The organism is Paenibacillus alvei DSM 29 (assembly GCF_000293805.1).
Lineage (GTDB): Bacteria > Bacillota > Bacilli > Paenibacillales > Paenibacillaceae > Paenibacillus_B > Paenibacillus_B alvei.
The window spans coordinates 500926-523870 of the sequence record NZ_AMBZ01000001.1 but is presented as its reverse complement, the minus strand read 5'-3'; the positions used below and the strand labels follow the sequence as shown (position 1 = coordinate 523870).

Genomic DNA, 22945 nt, shown 5'->3' with positions numbered 1-22945 from the left:
CCTATGCATCTGTTTGTGTTTTTAATTCCCTGCGGCCGCTCTGCTCCCGGACTTTATATACACGACGTTTTTCTCGGCATCCAATGCCGCTCTCACCGCCGTAACATCATTTTTTTCGATGAAGCGGTAATCTTTAAATAAGCTGTCCCATTTCACTTCATATCCCGTAATGTCGATATTGAATAATTTCTTCGCGAGCGGGGCGACCGCTTCTTTGGCTTCTTTTTCTGTCATCTCTTTGTTCGTCGTGACCTGATTGCCTTGTTTATTGATCAGGCTGATTGCTTTCCCCTTCTCCATGTAAACCGTCACTTTGTCGTCCTCAAGCACCCACGTACGTTGCTCAATCTGCGCCTTCGTCACGTCGAATTGATGATCGAACGCCGTTTTGATCGCTTCCGTTGCCGATTTCAGCAAATTCAGATCAAGTTCTTTTTTGTCAATATCGATTCTCGCAACGGGGATGACATAACCTTCTGAAATATTAGCATTTACTGAAACAGTAAAATCCTTCCCGGAAAACTCATAAAACATATAATCTCCAAATTTGCCCTTGCTATTATCGTAGGATCGTGACTGTGTAACGTCTTTGTTAAATACGTATTTCTTCTTTGCATAGGCGTTCTTTAACTCTTTTAAAGCTTCGTCTTGAAATTTTTTGTCGACTTTGTCGATTGTCGTCTTGTTGGAAACAAACCATATATTTCCTCTTTTGGGATCAAAGCCAACACCGTAATTTCCATCTGCAGATTGAACCGTGACCAAACTCTCATTGTTATTGATATGTTCACCGGTATCCTTAAGCTTAACCTCTTTCCCCGCATATTGATTTACCGCTTTTTGCAGCTTGGGAGCCAACTTCTTATCGATGGGAACCTTCTTATTATCGGATTGCTGCTCTTGCTGATTCTCTTGCGCTGCCTTCGCTCCGGCAGGAATTGGGCCGGCCAATGTGGCCAACATACTAGATACGATCAGGGATGCTAGAATGACTTTCTTTAAATTCATACTAAATCCTCCTATGTTTCATATTCTCATTGTGTACCACTGGTGTATCACCTACTATCGCCTACAATATATAACAATATCAATCCGCTCATTTGTGACATCATCACTATTATTTAGTCTTAGAAGGTGTTGTGCTGCGGACTGTTCCGATATTCTAGTTCTAACTTTTGTCTTGCCTCATCAGCAGTCTAAATATATCCTTTTTGGAGGGGGCTTTCGAAATAATAAACCCCCGGAATTAAGACTGACTTTATCTCCGTCTTCTCTGGGGGATGTAGTGCATATTAGGTTGTGCAATCACTTTTATTTTCAAACTTTACAGGCAAAGGAGCGGATAACATGGGATTTCAAACAGAGTTCAATTCGGTATGCAAATTTAAGACAGAGCAGGAGCTAAATGAGCTGCTGGAGTACGGGCGAGGCAAAATGACGAAGCAGGGCTTTCGAGTGTTTCCGACAGGACAGAAGGTCATTGCGTACACGCCGGATAATGTGGCCGTAGCTATCGTGAAGATTGTTGCTTCGATCGCGGAAATCAATTTCCAAGGGGATGAAGTGACCGAGGTTGAAATGGAGTTAGTCCGCAAGCTGAACGAGGAAGAATCACGCGTTCAGACAGCGTTGGCAGATGAAATGTTCTTCGGAAATCCGGACCGCAAATAAATAAGTCAGTAGAAGCCCTGATTACCATGAGGTATTGGGGCTTTTTGCATCTTCGCTGCATGCGGTGATGGACGTTTATATACACATTTATATAGGTAGTTAAAGTTGAAGGAACTGAATAAATTCTATGGAGATGGAGCTTGGGGGATGGTTAATCAGGCATTTTGCGTAAAAAAGAGCACTCCGATCGTCTTAAGCAATCGGAATGCCCTGCTTACAGCTTTTATGTTAAGCTTGCAGCGCCTGCTTGAATTGCTCGGTTAGAAGCGGCACGATTTCGAACAGGTCGCCTACGATGCCGTAATCGGCAATCTGGAAAATAGGCGCCTCCGGATCCTTGTTGATCGCGATAATGACGCGTGATTGGCTCATTCCCGCCAAATGCTGAATGGCACCGCTAATGCCGCAGGCGATGTACAGCTCTGGCGTGACGACTTTGCCCGTCTGTCCGATTTGCAAGGCGTAGTCGCAATAACCTGCATCGCATGCTCCGCGGGAAGCTCCAACAGCACCGCCCAGTAGAGAGGCCAGCTCCTCAAGCGGCTTGAAGCCATCGGCGCTGCGAACGCCCCGTCCGCCGGAAATAATGATTTTCGCTTCGCTCAAATCCATTTTCCCGACCGTATTTTGCACGACCTCGCGAACAATGGCCGTAAGCGGCGGTTCCGGGTAAGCAATAGCTGTTACAGGCACGGTGCGGCCAGCTTCTGCTGCTGGAGGCTGAATGTTGTTTGGTCGAATGGTAACTATCCACGGTGCGGCTAGGAACTTCTTCTTTTCCATGGCTTTGCCTGCATAGATCGGACGCGTAAATAATACGTTGCCGCTGCTGTCTGCTTCGATTGCGATTACATCGGAAATCTGCCCGCCATGCAGGGAAGCTGCCAACTGCGGTGCCAGATCCTTGCCCCATGCGGTGTGGCCGAAAAACACGCCGTCCGGGTTCGCAGCCTGCACAACAGCCTGCAGCGCAGCAAAATAAGCTTCCGGATGATAATGAATGAGTGCGGTATGCTCAACAGTATAAATATGATCAACGCCGTAGGCTGCCAAGTCGTTGGAATAGCGGGCTGCATCTGCGCCGATGATCACAGCGGCTACAGAGCCCCCATCGCCTGCAGCTATACGAGCCGCCCCAATCGCTTCGTAGGACACTTGGCGAAGATTGCCGCCCTTCGCTTCGGCTACGACAAGAATCGTTCTGGACATATCAATACGCCTCCTTGGAATATGAACTTACCGGATTCGTTGCATTCGATGCAGAACTATATGACCTTAGCTTCCGTTCGAAGCAGTCGGAACAGCTCCTGGACTTGATCCGCCGGCTCTCCGGAAATCAGCTTGCCTGCTTGACGCTGCGGAGGAAGGAATAGCTCTGTTTGGGCTGTGCGAGCTTCGACTTTTACGCCGAAGTCATCGAGCGTGAGCTCACGGAAAGGCTTCTTCTTCGCCTTCATAATGCCCTGAAGCGAAGGATAGCGCGGATCATTCAGCCCTTGTTGAGCGGTGAACAGCGCCGGGAGCGGCACCTCTACCACCTCTGCATCCCCTTCAGCGTCCCGAGTGCAGACAGCACGGCCATCTGCGATCTCCAGATTCGTAATCGACGATACATGCGGAATGCCGAGCAGCTTCGCAAGTCTGACGGCCACTTGGCCGGAACCGTTGTCCACGGAAAAGTTGCCGCCAAGAACGAGATCGTAGGATTCCGTTCCGACAAATGCGTGCAGAGCTTGCGCTACGGCATGCTCATCGCTGCCGATTCGCTCGTCGTTGATCAGTATGGCTTCGTCAGCGCCCATGGCGAGTGCCGTGCGCAGCGCCTCGGAAGCACGCTCCGGGCCTACAGAGGCGACAATAACCTTGCCTCCAAGGTCATCGCGAATGCGGATCGCTTGCTCGACCGCATATTCATCATAGGGATTGAGGACGAATTTGACTCCGTCTTCTGCGATCTTGCCTTCTTCGATGATGATTTTTTCCTCCGTATCGAATGTCTGCTTGACTAATACGATGATATTCATCGTTCATTGCCCCTTTCGCTTTATTTGGCTTGTAATCTAAAGCGGACTTGTTGAACAAGTGGACTGCCATGCAGGAAATTTGGAAGAACTGCAGCTCTAAGAAGGGGAATTGACAACATCGATGTCCATTTCCTTTATGGCGATCAAACGATAAGGAATCCAAGACGAGGCTTGGCAGAACAAAAGTCTAACCTAAGACAGGCTGCGCAATCGGAAAATCAAGGGGAGAGAGCTAAGGCTCAAGCCCCTTTAGAAAAAATGTTATTGTGCCATCAAGCTGCCCGACCAGGGAATACTTCTGTCCAGAAATGAGCCATGACGTCACAACTTCATCCATGGAACCGAAAATAAGCAGGCGGGTAAGCTTGACGTCAAGATCGTCGCGAAACACTTTTTCTTCAATGCCCTGCTTTATAATACGCTCAATAAGTACAATATAGGGCTTAATAATTTTTCCGATTTCCTTCCGCAGCTCAAGAGAACTTTGTCTCAGCTCGATTTGCGTGACGAACGCTAAATCTGGATTGTTTTCCAGCACGGTAAAATGGATTTGGCATACATTGCGCAGCGCATCCTTGGCTCCGGTCGTGGTTTCGAGGCTTGCGTGAAATTTGGCGATCATCTCTCCAAGCTTCTCGCGAAACAACGAAATCAGAATATCCTCCTTTCGTTTGAAATACAGGTAGATCGTACCATCAGCGACCCCAGCTGTTTTCGCAATTTTAGAAACTTGTGATCGGTGAAACCCGTGTTCTGCAAATACTTTGACCGCTGCCTCGAGGATTTGGGAATATTTTTCTTTTTCTGACTTGTCATGGAATCACCTCGGTGCTAGAATATGGAATACAAATGAATGAATGCTCATTCAGTTTCTGCTGCTATCATAAAATAGAACTGAGATCATTGTCAATCATTGGATATCGATCTGGGTTTAGGCAGTAGATAAGCACATGATAAGCTCATGATGCTAATGGGATGTAAACGCTTCCTATGGGTAGTTCATTCATTTTCAATACTGAGAAAGGGGATGGTTCCGATGCCGGGAGCGATCGTGCAGCTCGTCCTGTTTTTGGCCGTCACGGGACTCGGCGTGTATTGGTTTGCCAAAGCGGTCTATCACCGATTCATGTATGTCAAGCTTGGGCAGCCGGTGAATTGGAGCGGACGTGTGAAGCACAATTTGCATGCATTTGCCGCTCAAGTGTTCGGGCAAACGAAGCTGCTGAAGGATAAGAAAAGCGGTCTGATGCATATTATCATCTTCTATGGATTTATCATTTTGCAAGTCGGCGCGCTGGATATTATTTATAAAGGACTGTCGGGCAAGCCGCTGCCTATTCCCGGGTATGAGGCATTCGAGCTTCTGCAAGAAGCAACCGTGACCTTGGTGCTCATCGCCATGGGCTATGCCGCCTATCGCAGATACGGCGAGAAGCTGGGGAGGCTGAAGCGTGGATGGAAGCCGTCTATTGTCGTCTTCTTCATTTACTCTCTAATGCTGTCTGTCTTATTGACGATGGGATTCCATCGATTAGCCGAAGGAGAAGGCGCATCGGGATACGCGCCAATTTCTTCTCTTATTGCAGGGGCATTTACCGGCATCTCTCACGGAGTGGCCGAGGCGCTCTATATGACATTCTGGTGGGCGCACTTGGTGATTCTGCTTGCATTTCTTGTTTACGTACCGCAGAGCAAGCATTTCCATCTGCTGTCGGCGCCGGTCAATCTACTGCTTCGGCGCACAGAGCCGGTCGGACGTTTGAGCAAGCTTGACTTGGAAAATGAGGAAGCGGAATCGTTCGGTGTGGGCAAAGTGGAGGAGTTCACTCAGAAGCAGCTGATGGATCTGTACGCATGCGTAGAGTGCGGCCGCTGCACGAATGTATGTCCGGCTGCCGGCACAGGGAAATGGCTGTCGCCCATGCACATGATCGTCAAGCTGCGCGATCACCTGACAGAGAAAGGGGCGGCCGTTACATCACGATCGCCGTGGGCCCCTGCTTTTGCATTCAAGTCATCGGGCACGCACAGAATGAATCCTGAGGGAGCGGAACTTGGGAAGTGGCAGGGACAGGGAATGACCGACATTGCATCGACAATGCAGGCACAGGCTGCCACTTGGCAAATCGCACAGCATCCGCCGGAAGAATTAGAGCTTATTGGCGACGTCATGTCCGAAGCTGAAATATGGGCATGCACGACTTGCCGCAACTGTGAGGATCAATGTCCGGTCGGCAATGAGCATGTCGACAAGATCGTAGATATGCGCCGTTATCTGGTGCTAACGCAAGGCAGCATGCCGCATGACGGACAGCGGGCGCTGCAGAACATTGAGCGTCAAAGCAATCCGTGGGGCATCAGCCGCAGTGATCGGGTGAAATGGGTAAAGGAAGTCGATCCTGAGGGAGTGCTGCATGTACCGACAGTGAAGGAGAATCCAGAGTTCGATATTCTGCTGTTCGTCGGTTCCATGGGCTCTTATGATAATCGCAGCCGGAAGGTGACGAGGGCGCTTGTGCGCCTAATGAATGAAGCTGGCGTGAACTTTGCCATACTCGGCAATGAGGAAAAGAATTCGGGCGATACTCCGCGGCGCATGGGCAATGAGTTTTTGTTCCAGCAGCTATGCGAGGAAAACATCGCCACATTCCAAAAATATAAGGTACGCAGAATTGTTACGGCCTGTCCTCATACGTACAACACGTTAAAAAATGAGTATCCCGAGTTCGGGCTGGAAGCCGAAGTTCTCCACCACAGTGAGTTGCTTGACGAGTTGATACGTTCGGGAAGTCTTGTGCCGCAGCACGAAGTGGACGAACGAATTACGTATCACGACTCCTGCTATCTTGGGCGCTATAACGGCGTTTACGAGCAGCCGCGCAATATACTGCGGGCGATCCGAGGCGTTACCCTGCTTGAGATAGAGCGAAGCCGCGAGAACGGCATGTGCTGTGGAGCCGGCGGCGGCATGATGTGGATGGAAGAGACCGCAGGTAAGCGCGTCAATCTAGCGCGCACCGAACAGGCACTGGCCACGAAGCCGACCGTTATATCATCGGCATGCCCGTATTGTCTCACGATGATGGAGGATGGCACCAAGCTGCTTGAGGCCGATGAATCCGTTCAGACGCGCGACATCGCTGAAATCCTTGAACTAGCCGTATTCGGTTCGGTTAAGACGGATGACAGACAGCCGATATCAGTATAATCAGACAACCTGTAATAAAGACATCAAAGTAGCAGCTTCACATTTTTTGAACAGGGGTCAAAATATCATTAATTTCACCATCAATGAACTACTCCATAAACCTTTCTTCTATGAATCTGCAACCACAACGACAAGCAAAGTTCAGATAAGTGCCTGTCTTAGAGCAGTGACCTGAACTGAAGCATTGCACATCTCAGAAGTACACCATTCAAGCAGTACACACCTCACGAAGTACACACACTTACAAGCCCTGAAGCAGGGAACATCTTACGAAGTGCACCCAACATTCCTGAAGCAGGGAACACCTCAGAGTAGCGTCATCAGCCAACAATTTCATATCGATATGGTTCTTGTTGTTCTCATCATGTGACACAGACCATTTCAAATTGGGAGGGAACTCGCATATGGTTCAACCGATTCAAAACGCCGCCGTTATCGGCTCTGGCGTAATGGGTGCGGCTATTGCCGCTCACTTGGCGGGCGCAGGCATTCGCTGCCTTTTGCTCGACCTCGTTCCGAAACAGCTTACAGAAGCTGAATCCAAAAAAGGGCTCACAATGGAGCATCCTGCTGTGCGCAATCGCTTAGCTACGGATGCCATCGCACGCCTGAAGAAGACGAAGCCGGCACCGCTTTATAGTGAAGAGTTCGCAGGCAGAATTACACCGGGCAATCTGGAAGATGATCTGTCGAAGCTTGCAGACGTGGACTGGATTATTGAAGTCGTCGTCGAGAGACTGGACGTTAAGCGCGACTTGCTGAAGCGAATCGAGGGAGTATGGAAGCCGGGAACGATCGTAACATCGAATACGTCAGGCATATCCATCAACGAAATGGTTTCTTTGTGTGGAGAGTCATTTAAAAAGCACTTTTTAGGAACTCATTTTTTCAATCCTCCACGCTATATGAAGCTGCTAGAAATCATTCCAGGTGAGACGACTGATCCGGAAATCGTGTCCTACATGCACGAGTTCTGCGAGCGTCGCCTCGGCAAAGGCGTCGTTGTAGCCAAGGACACGCCGAACTTTATCGCCAACCGAATCGGCACATTTGGGCTGCTGATTACATTGCGGAATATGATGGAGCTTGGATACACGGTAGAGGAAGTGGATGCTGTCACTGGACCTGCACTTGGCCGTCCAAAGAGCGCAACCTTCCGCACACTCGATCTGGTCGGGCTCGACACGTTCGTGCATGTTGCGGCGAATGTGCATGATCAAACGGCAGCGACAGTAGAGAAGGATGTATTCAGTGCGCCGGACGTTCTTAACCGGATGGTTGATCTGGGCTGGATCGGCGAAAAGCAGGGCCAAGGCTTCTATAAGAAAGTGAAAACCGATTCTGGGAAGGTCATACAGGCACTGCGCTTCGATACGATGGAATATGAACCGGTACGTAAAATCTCATCCGCCTCCCTGGAAGCATCGAAGTCTGCCAAGGGTGCAGCGAATAAAATCAAGGCGCTGCTCGGAACAAAGGATCGTTATTCCGAGCTGGCATGGAACACGCTAAAGCCGGTGCTGCTCTATTCGGCGCACAAACTGGGCGAAATCGCCGATTCGATTGTCGATATCGACAATGCGATGAAGTGGGGCTTCAATTGGGAGCTCGGGCCTTTCGAAGTGTGGGACGCGATCGGCCTGGTGCCGGCAGCCAAACGCATGGAGGCTGAGGGCGACGTGCTGCCGGATTGGGTAAGTGCCTGGATTGCTGAGGGACATACTCACTTCTATGAGAAGCGTGAGGCACAACAATTTTACGTTCATGGCGGGGCGTGGACTGAGCTGGAGCCGGCAGCGGAGCATATTTCCCTCAAGCAGCTTAAGCAGCAGAACAAGGTCGTGCTGTCTAATCCGGGTGCTAGCTTGATCGACATCGGAGACGGCGTAGCTTGTCTGGAGTTCCATTCGCCGAACAATGCTATCGGCGCGGACATTTTGACGATGATTCTGAAAAGCGTGGAGGAAGTTCGCCGCAATTATCGCGGACTCGTTGTTGCAAATGAAGGGCGCCACTTCTGCGTGGGCGCAAATGTCATGCTACTTCTAATGGAGGCTCAGGAAGAGGAATGGGATGAAATTGATCTCATCATCAGCCAGTTCCAGAATGCGATGCTGACGCTGAAGAGACTGGAGAAGCCTGTCGTAGCTGCGCCGCATCAAATGACGCTTGGAGGCGGGGTAGAAGCGTGCCTGCCGGCAGATAAAATCATTTTCTCCGCAGAAACATACTTCGGATTAGTTGAAACGGGCGTTGGCTTGATTCCAGGGGGCGGCGGCTGCAAAGAGATGGCCTTGCGCTCAAGCCAGATCGTCGGCAAGACGAATCCAGACCTGCAATCATACGTGAACAGCTATTTCGAAACCATTGCCATGGCGAAGGTGTCGACGAGCGGACATGACACGAAGCGGCTCGGCTATATGGGACCTAACGATTCCGTCGTTATCAACCCGGATCGCCGTATCCATGAGGCGAAGATGGCTGTACTGGAAATGGATCGGGCCGGATATGCGCCGAGAGAAGAGGAGCGCATCCGTGTCGTTGGTGAACCAGGCAAATCTGTGCTGCAACTGGCAGCCTATACGATGCAGCTCGGCGGCTATATCTCGGATCATGACCGGCTGATTGCCAATAAGCTGGCGCATGTGCTTGCGGGCGGCAACGTACCGGCGAACAGCTTGGTGAGCGAGCAATACATGCTCGATCTGGAACGTGAAGCTTTCTTAAGCCTGTGCGGCGAACCGAAGACGCAGGCGCGCATGCAGCACATGCTCTCCAAGGGCAAGCCGCTGCGCAATTAATATCCTTCCAAATTATGAATGAGGGGAGATCGCAATGAAAGAAGCAGTCATTGTATCTATAGCGCGTACGCCGGTTGGCCGGGCGAAGAAAGGGAGCCTCGCGCAGACGAGAGCCGAGGATCTGGGGAGAACTGTACTGGAGGAAGTTGTTCGACGCGCACCAGGCTTGAACAAATCGGACATTGAGGACGTCATACTCGGCTGTGCAATGCCGGAAGGCGAGCAAGGCTTGAACATGGCACGCATTGTGTCGCTGTATGCAGGTTATCCGCAGGAGGTGCCTGCGGTTACGGTTAATCGGTTTTGTGCTTCTGGCCTGCAGTCGATTGCGTTCGCTGCAGAACGGATTATGGCCGGCGCTGCGGACACGATTGTTGCCGGCGGAGTAGAGAGCATGAGCGCGGTGCCGATGACCGGCTTCAAGCTTGCGCCGCATCCGAAGCTGGTCTCAGATATGCCGGAAGTATATATGGGCATGGGATACACAGCGGAAAATGTGGCGAAGCGATTCGGCATTAGCCGTGAGGAACAGGATCGATTCGCTGCTGACAGTCATCGCAAGGCTGCGGCAGCTATCGCTGAAGGCAAATTCCGTGACGAGATCGTGCCTGTCTCAACGGTACAAAGAGGAGTCGACAGTAACGGCCGTCCTTGGGAAAAGGAACTGACCTTCGATATGGATGAATGCGTTCGTCCGGACACGACGGAGGAGGTGCTTGCGAAGCTGAAGCCTTCGTTCTCCTTGGGCGGCAGCGTAACGGCGGGCAACAGCTCACCGATGAATGACGGGGCTGCAGCCTGTGTGATGATGAGCGCCGACAGAGCGAAGGAGCTTGGATTGAAGCCGCTTGCGGCCTTCCGCAGCTTCGCGTTGGCTGGCGTCGCGCCTGACATTATGGGCGTCGGGCCTGTAGAAGCGATTCCGAAGGCGCTGCGCAAGGCAGGCATTACGCAGGATCAGGTCGATCTATTTGAATTGAATGAAGCCTTCGCCTCGCAATGTTTGCATATCATTCGCCACTTGGGGCTGGATGAGAGCAAGGTGAATGTGAACGGCGGCGCGATTGCGCTCGGCCATCCGCTTGGGTGCACAGGTTCGAAGCTGACGGCAACACTCTTGCATGAGCTTCGCCGCCGCGGCGGCGGCTATGGTGTCGTGTCCATGTGCATCGGTGGTGGAATGGGAGCCGCCGGAGTGTTCGAGGTGTTTGCTTAAACTTTTTGCATCGTATTGTTCAAATTGTTCAGAGTCACTTATCCATTCTTAATCCACTTCGAAAGGAAGAAGATTACCATGACCATGTTGGAACAGAAAATCAAAGGCGGAAGCTTTGTCATTGATGACATCACTCCGGATGCGATCATTACTCCGGAGGATTTCACCGAAGAACAGCGCATGATGGTGGATACAACTCGTGATTTCGTAGAAGGAGAAGTGCTGCCGCACGACGAAGAATTGGAAAAATTGAATTACGATTTGACGGTTAAGCTGATGCGCAAGGCCGGGGAAATCGGGCTGCTCGGCGCGGACATTCCAGAAGAATATGGCGGTCTTGGGCTCGACAAGGTCAGCTCTACGCTGATCGGCGAAACGCTGACCAAAGCATCTGGCTTCGCGCTCTCCGTTGGCGCGCATGTGGGTATCGGGACGCTTCCGATCGTATTCTTTGGCACGCCAGAGCAGAAGGCCAAATATTTGCCTGACCTTGCGACAGGCGCTAAAATCGCTGCTTATTGCCTTACGGAGCCGTCATCTGGATCAGATGCGCTTAGCGCGAAGTCGACAGCGAAGCTGTCTGAGGATGGCAGTCATTACGTGCTGAATGGCTCTAAAATTTTTATTACAAATGCGGGCTTCGCCGATATTTTTGTCGTATATGCGAAGGTAGACGGCAAGGACTTCACGGCATTCATTGTTGAGAAGGGAATGGAAGGCTTCACGGTTGGACCGGAAGAGAAGAAGATGGGAATTAAGAGTTCTTCCACTTGTCCGCTCTTCTTCGAGGACGTCAAGGTTCCAGTGGAGAATGTACTCGGAGAGGTAGGCCGCGGGCACGTTATTGCGTTCAATATTTTGAACATCGGCCGCTTCAAGCTGGGGGCTGGATGTCTCGGAGCAGCGAAGGAAGCGATCGAGTTGAGCGTGAAATATGCTGGCGAACGCAAACAGTTCGGCAAGGCGCTTACAGAATTCTCTCTTGTCGGCAATAAGCTGGCAGATATGAACATCCGTACTTATGTAACGGAGTCGATGGTGTATCGGACTTCTGGCTTGGTGGACAATGTGCTGAAAGACATCGATTACAAGCAGCCGGATTCAGGTCAGTTAATGGCCAAGGCGATTACCGAATACGCGCTTGAATGCTCCATTAATAAAGTGTTCGCTTCAGAGGTGCTTGATTTCGTAGCCGATGAAGGCGTTCAAATTCATGGCGGCTACGGCTTTACGCAGGAGTATAAAATCGAGCGCATCTACCGCGACTCCCGCATTAACCGCATTTTCGAAGGAACAAATGAAATTAACAGATTGCTTATCCCAGGCACGCTGCTTAAGAGAGCTGCCAAGGGAGAACTGCCGCTCCTGCAAAAGGCGAAGGCGCTCCAAGCCGATCTGATGTCGATCGTATCCATGCCGGAATCAGGTGGAGCAATGGAGCAGGAAGAACATATCGTTAAGATGGCGAAAAAGATATTCCTTATGCTTGGTGGATTAGCAGCTCAAAAATACGGAACATCGCTTGAGCAGCACCAGGAAATTTTGAGCAACCTTGCTGATTTAATGATTGCCGTATACGCAATGGAAAGCGCGCTGCTGCGCACTCGCAAGCTGATGGCGAAGGAGGGCGAGGCAAAGGCGAAACTTGCGATGCAAATGACAACTGTATACATGCATGAGGCATTCGCTGATATTGAACGTACAGCCAAGGAAACGCTGGCGGTAATGGAGTCAGGCGACGTATTGCGCACACAACTGTCGATTCTGAAGAAGCTGGCGAAGAGCTCGCCAATTGACGGCGTAGGCATAAAGCGTGAGATAGCGGCACGCGTGATTCAAGCGGAAAAATACGTGGTCTCGTAATACGCGGGAGAACCCCGCGAGGAAGGGATGGTTAGGTATGCCATTGGAAAAGCCATGGCTCCGTCATTACCCGCAGGAAATTGACCCGACGTATGACTACCCGCGACATAATGTCGCCCAATTCCTCATCGATGCGGCACGGGAATACCCGAAACGGCCCGCGCTTGAATTCATGGGGAAGCGTTTGAGCTATGAGCAATTGCTTGAAGAGTGCTGCCGATTCGCAAATGCACTTGTGCGGCTTGGAATTGGCAGCAAGGAGCGAGTGGCAATCATGCTGCCCAACTGTCCACAGACCGTCATTGCGTATTATGGTACGCTGATGGCCGGATGTATAGCTGTACTTACAAACCCGCTCTATAAGGAACGTGAACTGGCGATCCAGCTATCCGATTCCGGAGCAGCCGCGATCGTAACCCTTGATGTATTATATCCGCGTGTGCGTGCCGTTCAGGCACGCACACAGCTTCGGCACGCGATCGTAACCTCTATTAAGGATTACTTGCCCTTTCCGAAAAACGTGCTGTTTTCCTTAAAGATGAAGAAAAACGTTCAGGCGGCCGGGGTAAAGTATGATGATCACGTTCATGCCTTTGCGCCATTGCTCAAAAGCGTTCCGCCAAAATTTATCTGTGCGGAAGTCGACGGAGAAAACGATCTGGCACTGCTGCAGTACACCGGAGGGACGACAAGCACACCTAAAGGGGTGATGTTGACCCATAGAAACTTGGTCGCCAATACGATGCAATCGGCGGCATGGTTCTATAAGGTGAAGCGCGGAGAAGAAGTCTTCTTGGGAGCGCTTCCATTTTTCCATGTATTCGGGATGACTATTTTGATGAATCTGTGCACGCTGTGTCGGGGGATGAACGTGCTTGTGCCGAAGTTCGAGGCCTCCGAAATGCTGCAGATTATTCATAAGCTGCGTCCGACCGTGTTCCCAGGGGCGCCGACGATGTACATTTCGCTGATTAATCATCCGGATACGAACCGTTATGACCTGTCTTCCATTCACACATGCATCAGCGGCGCATCTTCGCTGCCGCTGGAGGTGCAGGAGAAGTTCGAAGCGTTGACGGGCTGCGTGCTTATCGAAGGGTATGGCTTGACGGAAGCATCGCCGATTACGCATGCGAACCTGTTGTGGGGCAAACGCAAAAATGGTTCTATTGGCATTCCGTTCCCCGATACGGAGGCGAAGATCGTTGATTCCTACACGGGAGAAGAGTTGCCGCAGGGCGAGGTAGGAGAACTGATTGTCCGCGGCCCACAGGTGATGAAGGGGTATTGGAACAAGCCGGAGGAGACCGTAACGGCGCTTCGGGATGGATGGCTGTATACAGGGGACCTGGGAAGGCAGGATGAGGAAGGATTTTTCTCCATCATTGATCGAAAAAAAGATTTGATCATTGCCGGCGGGTTCAATATTTATCCGCGGGAAGTGGAGGAAGTGCTGTACGAGCATCCAAGTGTAAAGGAAGCCGTCGTTGTGGGTGTGCCCGACGCTTACCGAGGAGAGACGGTCAAAGCATATATTGTGACTCGCGCTGGAGCCCAAGTAACCGAAGATGAGTTAAATGTCTGGTGCCGCGAGCGGATGGCCTCCTTCAAGGTGCCGCGCCAATATGAATTCCGCAGTGAGCTGCCGAAGACCATTGCGGGCAAGGTACTGCGCCGCATGCTGCTGGAAGAGGATGAATTGGTGAAAAAGTAGTAAGGCTGTATTTGTTGCTGGCATGAAGTTGAATAAAGAAGTGCTTGGAGGTGGGAATTTCTATGGAGGAGCTGGCAGCAACCCCTGTATCCATCGTAAGCGAGCGACTCGACCAATTGTATGCGCAAGCGAAGGGAACCTTCTGGGATTACCTTGGCTGCGAAACGTTGACGGCAGAGCCGGGGCATGTCGTTCTAAAACTTGATGCTGGACGGCATCATTTGAATGCCATAGGCATCGTTCATGGCGGGGTACTGTCCTCTCTATTAGATAACGCGATGGGATTGGCTACGATGTTGGCTAGACCCGATGAAAATACGGTTACATCCAATTTGAACGTAAACTTTGTTGCGCCGCTGCAGGCCGGAGAACTTCGAGTTACGGCGGAAATCGTGCATGAAACGCGCCGCTCAATCACTTGCACAGGACGGGTAATTGATGCGGAAGGCAAGCTTGGTTCCCTTGCGCTGGCGACGTTCCGGGTGATATGACTGTGTTCAGGCATACTTAACTTAATAGAGCAAGCCCCTGCACCAAATAGGTCAGGGGTTTTTGCATTGCCAAAATCGGTTAATCTGTATAAGTCATATCTATTTCTTGCAGCCGATAGTGAAGCAATCTTTAAAGGATTTAGATAGTTTTAGGTTTAGATAGAGTATTCGACAAAGTACAGTAAGGAAGCGCGTTATGTCCACAATGGCGAACATCTCCTAGTTTAGTCGATTAAGCGCACGCTAGTAAGGTAATGCTAGAAGGAGAAAACGCTTGTCAGATTGGGCAGAAGTATTTGCCGGCATGACAATAGCAGTCGGGAGGAATCCGAAGTATGCTGGTTCGATTCGGATATGTAGCGATGTCGGTCACGGTGGCGAATGCCTCGCCCTCGCGTACGATGACATACGCATCATTTCGCAAACTGGAGGATCGTGCTGCGGCTTTGCGCAAGGCGGAACGCATAGCGGAAGAAAATCTGCACAATACGCTGCGGCTCCTAAAGCATAATCGTGCACACGACATTCAGTTGTACCGCTTCTCCTCGAAGTTAATTCCGCTGGCTACGCATCCGGAGCTGAATGATTGGGATCCATTTCCCGCTTTGCAGAAGGGTTTTCAAGCGATTGGGCAGTATGTGAACGAGCATCACATGCGCGTGTCCTTCCACCCTGATCACTTTACCGTACTGAGCACGCCGCGCGAGGATGTGCTTGTCAAGTCCGTGAAGGATTTAGAGCATCATGTGCGCATGCTGCAGGCAATGGGAGTGGATGCCCGGGCGAAGAACAACATTCATGTCGGCGGTGCTTATGGCAACAAGGAGATTGCGGGCGAACGATTTATCGAGAACTTCAAGGCACTGCCTGAAGCTATACAGAAGCGCATGACATTAGAGAACGATGACAAAACATTCAATGCAGTGGAGACACTGCAAATTAGTGAACGGCTCGGCGTCCCTATGGTTCTCGATATTCATCATCAATGGGTGAATAATGAAGGGGAATCATGGGATGAGCTGTGGCCGCGCATATTGAAGACATGGCTTACGCCTTACGGACAGGCAGATGCGACAAACGAAAATCCGCTTCCGCCGAAGATTCATGTGTCCAGCCCTAAAAGCTCCTCCGATATAAGAGGACACGCTGACTACGTGGAAGTGAAGCCTTTGCTCGCCTTCCTCAGAGCGATTGCCTCTTATACAGAGCGCATTGATGTTATGCTGGAGGCAAAGCAGAAGGACGGAGCCTTATTCCAGCTTATGAAAGATCTTGTACCCTATACGGGAGAAGGGGTAACGATTCTTAATCAAGCGAGTGTGAAGATTGATCCGTAGTGTCTAGTCGCAGATTGCTAGTTGCTACTTGAAAATCAAGCAAAAATAGGATACGTTGAAAAAAGAGCTTTTCCGCAACAGTCAAAAAGGGACATGCATAGTTCGTGAAACCAAATTGATGATGCGAAATGGCGAGAGGAGGAAATTTAGTAATGTCTCAATTGTTAGCAGGTAAAAATATCGTGGTTATGGGTGTCGCGAACGATCGCAGCATCGCGTGGGCAATCGCGCAATCACTCGCCGCACAAGGCGCAAGATTGGCATTTACATACGAAAGCGACCGTGTGGAAGCACGTGTGCGCAAACTAGCTGAAACGATTCCGAATGCAGTCATTCTTCCATGCAACGTTACGGTAGATGAAGAGATTGATCAATTGGCAGATAAACTTCGTGAAGAATTCGGTACATTGCATGGTTTGGTGCATAGTATCGCATTTGCGAAGACAGAAGAATTAACAGGACTGTATGCAGATACATCCCGTGCAGGCTTCGCGCTAGCGCAAGACATCAGTGCATACTCTCTGGTAGCTGTAGCTCAGCGCCTGCATCCGCTCATGACAGAAGGCGGAAGCATTATGACAATGACTTACCTCGGCGCAGAGCGCGCAATGAAGAACTACAATGTCATGGGTGTCGCGAAAGCTGCGCTTGAAGCTTCTGTTCGCTACTTGGCGGCAGATCTGGGACAGTTCAACATACGCGTCAATGCAATTTCTGCAGGTCCGATCCGTACGCTTGCTGCCAAGGGCATCAGCGATTTCAACTCGATCTTGAAGCAGGTTGAGGAGAAGGCACCACTGCGCCGCACAACAGACACGGCGGAAGTTGGCGATACTGCAATGTTCCTGATGAGCCACTTCTCACGCGGTATTACGGGTGAAGTGATCTACGTGGACAGCGGTTATCACATTGTCGGCGTGTAACACTCGACTTCTATATCCGCCTTGTTTGGCAAACTGCTTGAATCGGCAGCTGCCTGCGGGCGGATTTTTATTTATTCGTATGGGCGACAGTTTATATATCGTTCAGAAATAGGGACTTACTATTGCGAGGAAAGTAGGAGCATTTGATGGCAACCATTCTGTTTCTTGTTCTTATCGGACTAATCGCAGCAACGTTCGGCAGCCTTGTAGGACTAGGCGGCGGAATCATTATTGTGCCAGGGCTCATTTTCTTCGGCCCGCACCTGCTGGGAGAAGCCGTTACCTCACAGACAGCAGTAGGGACATCGCTGGCGGTGCTTATTTTTACAGCTCTTTCGTCTACAATTGCCTATATGAAGGTGAAGCGTGTCGATTGGCGAAGCGGGGCGATCTATTTCATTACAAGCGGGCCTGCTTCCATGCTGGGCGCGGCACTTACAGAGTATTTCAAGGACAATGTATTCAATCTAGTGTTCGGCTTCTTCATGCTCGGGATGGCGATCCTGATGGTCGTCAAGGAACGGTTGAAGCCAGTGAACATCGCATGGCGAAGTACTCGCACATATGTAGATCCGTCTGGACAAGCTACCGAATACGGGTACAGCGTGGTGCCGATGTTGTTTATCGGGTTTGCGGTCGGCTTCATTTCAGGGCTGTTTGGCATAGGCGGCGGTTCATTATTCGTTCCGCTCATAGTACTGTTATTTCGCTACCCACCGCATGTTGCTTCGGCGACATCCATGTTCGTTATCTTCCTGTCCTCCATTCTGGGAACAACCGTGCATGCATGGAATGGTTCCGTCGATTGGATGCTGGTTGCAATATTGGCGCCGAGCGCCTGGATTGGCGGAAGGCTAGGTGCAGCAATCGCGAATCGAATGTCGGGCAAAGGGCTGCTGCTGGTGCTGCGAATTACCTTGTTGATACTTGCGATTCGCATGATTGTGAGCGGATTTGCAGGCTCATGAACATTTTGCATAGCTTGGATATTCGAACGAAACTTCTAAGGGATTACTACGTATATTGGAAGAAAAGGAAGCAATTTTTAATAGAAAGTAGCGTGAAGCCTTGAATACTTCAGACAAGACTCCTCATGTGGTCACCAGTAAAAGTTATACAGCGGTAGCAGTCAACTGTGCGGCTAAGACGGGTGAATGGATTAAGAGTAAATTAGGGCAGTACATATCGCTGAATATAAAATCTTCTATGCACGATCTTGTTACCGAAATTGACAAAGGAGCCGAGCAGATGATCCGCCGTTTGCTGCTGACCCATTTCCCGCAGCATACTATTCTCGGCGAGGAATCGGTGGATCCTGGAAAGGATGCGGCCAAGCGGGCATTGGAGAAGGCGCTGCAGGAGGAATATGTGTGGATTATTGATCCGCTCGATGGAACGACAAATTATGTTCACGGGTTCCCATTCTACTCCGTATCGATCGCATTGGCGCATAAGGGAGAAGTGATTGTCGGCATTGTGTACGATCCGACGAGAGATGAACTGTTCGTGGCGGAAAAAGGAAAGGGTGCCTATGTGCACGGACGCCGAATGCAGGTGGCACCAGAGCAGCAGCTCGGGGCGAGCTTGATTGCAAGCGGATTCCCTACGGAGCGAGAACATGCGTTGCCCGCGAATTTGGCGGGGATTACCGCGCTTGCGCCGCAGGTTCGCAACATCCGTACCGCAGGCTCGGCCGCTCTCCACATGGCTTATGTGGCTGCAGGCCGCTTGACAGGGTTCTGGGAATTGAACCTGAATGCTTGGGATTTGGCCGCGGGCAGCTTGCTCATCTCGGAATCCGGCGGCAAGGTAACAGATACGTACGGCAGACCATATCATCTAGGCGTGCGGGACGTCGTTGCCTCGAACGGACATATTCACGGCTCCTTCATTGAAGCGTTAAGAGAAGCAAAAGCTCAAGGCTAGAGAGTGTCATTCAAGCTCATACTAGAGGGAGAATGTGCTTGAGGGAGGTGTTCCTGTGACTGAACGGGACAAGGGAAGACAAGAGCAGCTGGAGGCAGAGCTGCACGAGCGGCTGACGGCAGGAGAGATGGATACAGAGAAGCCGGACGAGGCTGTTAGACGTCGAATAGCGCCGCGAACCGAAATCCGTATTCAGACGACGCTGGATCCAATCGTAGAAGAAACGAATCGGTATCGCTCTATCGCTGAGGAAGTAGACGACCGTTATGACCAATATATGAAACGCGCTAAGCGCGATGGAGAGTCCCGGAATTAGTCCGGGATTTTTTTTGCACCAAAACAATTGACCGAAGTGAGGCATCTTACTATTGAAATTGACATCAAAAGTAGGAGGAACGATAATCATGAACTCGTATGAAACTGTTAAAGGAGCGTCAACGTAAAATAATATTTTAGTTTCCAAAACTATTTAGGGCCTCCATGCATCATAGTGGTGACCGAAGGGGGAGGAACTATGGATCAGAAGATGCTGATTGTCCGCGCGCAGCAGGGCGATACACACAGCTTTGCACTAGCGGTACAGCAAATTCAAGACCGATCGTACCGAATCGCATATAGTTATTTACACGATGAGGCCGCCAGTATGGACGCAGTATGCGATGCTGTGGAGAAGGCCCTTATTCATATACAGAAATTGAAAGACCCCGAAAAATTCAACACTTGGTTCACTCGGATTGTCATCAATCAGTGCAAAACCTATTTGCGTAAAAATAAATCGATAGTCTACATAGAGGACGAAGAGGTTATGGGAGTCGCAAAGCGTCCGCCGACGGACGAAATGCTGGATTTTCAGGCTCTTATGGAGCAGCAGCCGCCAATGACGCGGATGCTCATCCAATTGAAGTATGTTCAAGGATATACGCTAGAAGAAATTGCAGAGATGACAGATATGCCGCTGGGCACGGTTAAAACGAAAATATATAACACAATTAAGTTGTTTAAAAAGCAAATGATGCCAGAAATGAAGGAGGCTAGATGCTGATGGAATTTAGGGATGAGGAGATCGAAGCAATGTTCGCAAAATTGCCCGAAGTGCCTATTCCACCTAATCTGTCTCAACGGATTGCGGAGCGGATCGAGAATATGGATCGCCGCCGCCATCGGACGAAGATTGTACAGCGCAGCATAGGAACGGTTGCGGCCGGCGTTTTGCTGTTCTCTGGCTCGATCATGTTTGTGCCTTCCTTTGCCGCGTATGCGAAGCAAATCCCCGGACTGGAGGCCGCAGTCAAGTGGCTGGAAGGGGCAGGCAGCTTTATGGGCATCCGCAATGCCAAGGAGCATGGCTACATTCCGGTACAAACCTACCGTACGAAGTGGGGAGAGCGGGAAGTAAGCGTCGATAATTTGTATTTGGAAGATGATCGTCTGTTCGTCACGGTTACAATCAAGGGCGAGGATATTGCCGAGGCGCAGCGTTCCCGCCGATTGTATGACGAGTTCGAGGATTATACGGCTACGCTCCCTGAATTTGACGAACACCGATTCTCGGATGGAAGCAATCATACGACTTCCTATCATATTGAATCCGATGATGAGTCGCGTAAACAGGCTAAAGCAAAAGCGGATGGTATTGTTACTTGGAAACATGACATTCCTTTGCCGCCAGAATACGTCGAGCAGTTGAAACGAGAAGATAAGGATCGGAAAATTACGATCCGGCTGACAAAAATTAAGCGCAATGACGAATATAAAAATATTTACTCCGAATCAGAGGATATTCAGGTTCCGCTCGGTATCAATAATATAAAACCAACTCGCGTGGTCAATCTGGAGCGGACGGCAGAGCAGGCAGACTCGATTGTGCAGCAGTTTGCTCTTAAGGATATTACGATCTCTCCTACCCGTATGCTGCTTGAGACTCGAACTCGAATTCAAGATGAAGGAAAGGCAGAGCTGCATCCAGGTTACGATTGGGATGAGATTGTCCGAGAAAATCTTATACTGAAAGACGAGACCGGTAAAGTGTATCCGATTCGACAGTCTTCAGGATTCAGAGATTTGGTGAATGGGGTCAGCCGCAACCAGTGGGAGTTTATCCCGTCTGTCTATTTCGAGAACAAGCCGAAGCACATGACTCTGGGATTAAAGAGATTGTATGTGACTCAAGCCCGGCCAAATCGTACGTTCCGTCTTCGCACGGAAGATAAATATCCAAAGAAGATCCAATATCAGGGCAGGGATATAACGATATTAGGCACAGAGTATGACAATAAGGGAATCCTCCATCTCAAGGTTCAGCCAGATCAAGCGGGGAATAATCCGTTTCAGGGTACATTCTTGACGTATGAGCCTTACTACTTGAAGCTTCAGGGATCAGGATCGAACGAGATTTGGAAGCAATATGACTTGAATCTGGATACACCGGAGACGAGAGCTATCCCAATGACAGGCAAGCAATTAAACGAAAAATATGAAAGAAATATTACGTTCAGTTGGGTATTGGGAACGATTTTTGAAGATAAGGATAAATGGGGGCAGGAGAAGCAGAAGCAAGATGTTTATGATATTGCGATTATGGCTCCGAAATTGGACGAATATGAAATATCGCTACGGAGATACAATGAACCGATTGAGGTTAATCAGAAGATTGAGTTTACCATCCCGCCGCTCGCAGGAGAACACGATCAAGTAGGCAGCTTGACGGAGCCGAAGCATGGCAAGACGGTGAAGGATTTGGATTCTTCCATAGTGGAGCGTATGAAGCAAGCAGTACGAGAAGTTGCTGGTCGTGACATTGAGCTATATGGAGTCGAGGAATACCGTGGATCGTCTTATCATGATGTTACCGTTTATAGCAAGGATAACAAGAGCTATGCCGCTCTTGATGTGAAACGTGGAACTTATGATGTTCACATCTCCATGAATTACGCTGAGCTGCCAGATAAGATTAAGCGGATTGTTGAAGGGCAAACAGGACTGGATGAAAAACAGCTGGCTGCCCGTATTCAGGACATTACTCGGGCAAAGACAAGGGTCGATCGGGATGTGCATACCTGGATTACAGGAAAAGATATCGACATCGAGATGGAGGGAGAACGAGTCCTTAGCATGTCTTATGACATTCCGATGGATCAAGTAAGTGCTAAGGCGCTTGAGTCGGCTAAGAAAGCTTCCCTCACCGTTAGAGGGAAAGAAACCCCGATGGCGCTTGCAAGCCGTACGTATCGCTATGACAGCCGTATCGGAATTGCGAAGGATTATTACGATTTAGAGGATCAGGAGCGTGATTTGTCCATTCAGGTTGGCTATAACACTGGACGCATACTGTCCGTTTATGATTCCGACATTTTAGAAACGGGAACGAATGCAACCGAGGCCCTCTTCGACAAATTCTCGAATAAGCAGGTGCTCGACGTAGCGGCGCCTGACGTGAAAAGGCTGTTCAGCATTGATCTGAACGGGTATTCGGTTGAGCGATATAACGGTCAAAACTGGTATATTTTCAAAAGAGAAGGCAGTCTGACGATTGAAGGGCAAATGAATCGTTATTCGAAGTTCTACCGCCTGGATATTGATACTAATAACGACATAAATCTAAATTAGACAAGAGAAAAAAGGTTAGAAAAGCTGACCCGCGAAGCAGAAATCGCTTTGTGGGTCAGCTTTCTGTGTTCATAGGGGAAGCCAGGCATGATGAAAAAGAAATCCTAATTGCAGCGATTCCTGCGTACATATCAAATGTAGTTTATAGATGCTGCAGCATAAACA

General features: G+C 50.0%; 18 protein-coding genes. 14 read left to right on the top strand and 4 right to left on the bottom strand.

Annotated features, from left to right (window positions below):
- Nucleotides 1-21: 21 nt before the first annotated feature.
- Complete coding sequence (locus PAV_RS35200; protein ID WP_005543281.1) at nt 22-1008, bottom strand: hypothetical protein; 987 nt, start codon at nt 1006-1008, stop codon at nt 22-24.
- A 339-nt stretch (nt 1009-1347) separates the two neighbouring features.
- Here PAV_RS35200 and PAV_RS02455 point away from each other — a divergent pair, with 339 nt between their 5' ends.
- Entirely contained in the window at nt 1348-1671 is a 324-nt protein-coding gene (locus PAV_RS02455) for a hypothetical protein (RefSeq protein WP_005543280.1), read from the top strand.
- A gap of 228 nt (nt 1672-1899) precedes the next feature.
- Here the strand turns inward: PAV_RS02455 and PAV_RS02450 are convergent, their stop codons facing one another.
- From PAV_RS02450 to PAV_RS02440, 3 genes are all read right to left on the bottom strand, one after another.
- On the bottom strand, nt 1900-2880 hold the full coding sequence (locus PAV_RS02450; protein WP_005543279.1) for an electron transfer flavoprotein subunit alpha/FixB family protein: 981 nt from the start codon (nt 2878-2880) through the stop codon (nt 1900-1902).
- Nucleotides 2881-2936: 56 nt separating this feature from the next.
- Nucleotides 2937-3695 carry an electron transfer flavoprotein subunit beta/FixA family protein gene (locus PAV_RS02445; protein ID WP_005543278.1) on the bottom strand — a complete coding sequence of 253 codons (759 nt, stop codon included), beginning with the start codon at nt 3693-3695 and terminating at the stop codon, nt 2937-2939.
- Between the two features lie 232 nt (nt 3696-3927).
- On the bottom strand, nt 3928-4479 hold the full coding sequence (locus PAV_RS02440) for a TetR/AcrR family transcriptional regulator (RefSeq protein ID WP_040734889.1): 552 nt from the start codon (nt 4477-4479) through the stop codon (nt 3928-3930).
- A 252-nt stretch (nt 4480-4731) separates the two neighbouring features.
- Here PAV_RS02440 and PAV_RS02435 point away from each other — a divergent pair, with 252 nt between their 5' ends.
- The 13 genes from PAV_RS02435 (at nt 4732) to PAV_RS02375 (ending at nt 22780) form a co-directional block, all read left to right on the top strand.
- A complete protein-coding gene (locus PAV_RS02435) occupies nt 4732-6903 on the top strand; it encodes a (Fe-S)-binding protein (RefSeq protein ID WP_193372975.1) in 2172 nt (723 codons plus the stop codon).
- Between the two features lie 404 nt (nt 6904-7307).
- On the top strand, nt 7308-9704 hold the full coding sequence (locus tag PAV_RS02430) for a 3-hydroxyacyl-CoA dehydrogenase/enoyl-CoA hydratase family protein (protein ID WP_005543275.1): 2397 nt from the start codon (nt 7308-7310) through the stop codon (nt 9702-9704).
- A 34-nt stretch (nt 9705-9738) separates the two neighbouring features.
- Nucleotides 9739-10920 (top strand): acetyl-CoA C-acyltransferase, encoded by a 1182-nt coding sequence (locus PAV_RS02425; RefSeq protein WP_005543274.1) that lies wholly within the window; start codon nt 9739-9741, stop codon nt 10918-10920.
- Between the two features lie 78 nt (nt 10921-10998).
- A complete protein-coding gene (locus tag PAV_RS02420) occupies nt 10999-12783 on the top strand; it encodes an acyl-CoA dehydrogenase family protein (protein ID WP_005543273.1) in 1785 nt (594 codons plus the stop codon).
- Nucleotides 12784-12820: 37 nt separating this feature from the next.
- Entirely contained in the window at nt 12821-14497 is a 1677-nt protein-coding gene (locus tag PAV_RS02415) for a long-chain-fatty-acid--CoA ligase (protein WP_005543272.1), read from the top strand.
- Between the two features lie 62 nt (nt 14498-14559).
- Complete coding sequence (locus PAV_RS02410; RefSeq protein WP_005543271.1) at nt 14560-14988, top strand: PaaI family thioesterase; 429 nt, start codon at nt 14560-14562, stop codon at nt 14986-14988.
- Between the two features lie 335 nt (nt 14989-15323).
- The gene (gene uvsE, locus PAV_RS02405; RefSeq protein ID WP_005543270.1) at nt 15324-16325 is read left to right on the top strand and encodes a UV DNA damage repair endonuclease UvsE; all 1002 of its coding nucleotides are present in this window, start codon (nt 15324-15326) and stop codon (nt 16323-16325) included.
- 152 nt (nt 16326-16477) lie between these two features.
- Complete coding sequence (gene fabI / locus PAV_RS02400) at nt 16478-17248, top strand: enoyl-ACP reductase FabI (protein WP_005543269.1); 771 nt, start codon at nt 16478-16480, stop codon at nt 17246-17248.
- 146 nt (nt 17249-17394) lie between these two features.
- Nucleotides 17395-18216 carry a sulfite exporter TauE/SafE family protein gene (locus PAV_RS02395; protein WP_005543268.1) on the top strand — a complete coding sequence of 274 codons (822 nt, stop codon included), beginning with the start codon at nt 17395-17397 and terminating at the stop codon, nt 18214-18216.
- 100 nt (nt 18217-18316) lie between these two features.
- On the top strand, nt 18317-19174 hold the full coding sequence (locus PAV_RS02390) for an inositol monophosphatase family protein (protein WP_005543267.1): 858 nt from the start codon (nt 18317-18319) through the stop codon (nt 19172-19174).
- Between the two features lie 55 nt (nt 19175-19229).
- Nucleotides 19230-19490 (top strand): hypothetical protein, encoded by a 261-nt coding sequence (locus PAV_RS02385; RefSeq protein ID WP_040734884.1) that lies wholly within the window; start codon nt 19230-19232, stop codon nt 19488-19490.
- Nucleotides 19491-19688: 198 nt separating this feature from the next.
- On the top strand, nt 19689-20216 hold the full coding sequence (locus PAV_RS02380) for an RNA polymerase sigma factor (RefSeq protein ID WP_005543265.1): 528 nt from the start codon (nt 19689-19691) through the stop codon (nt 20214-20216).
- Nucleotides 20216-22780, top strand: coding sequence for a DUF4179 domain-containing protein (locus PAV_RS02375; protein WP_005543264.1), 2565 nt, complete (start codon nt 20216-20218; stop codon nt 22778-22780). Before PAV_RS02380 ends, PAV_RS02375 begins: the two co-directional genes overlap by 1 nt.
- Nucleotides 22781-22945 lie beyond the last annotated feature (165 nt).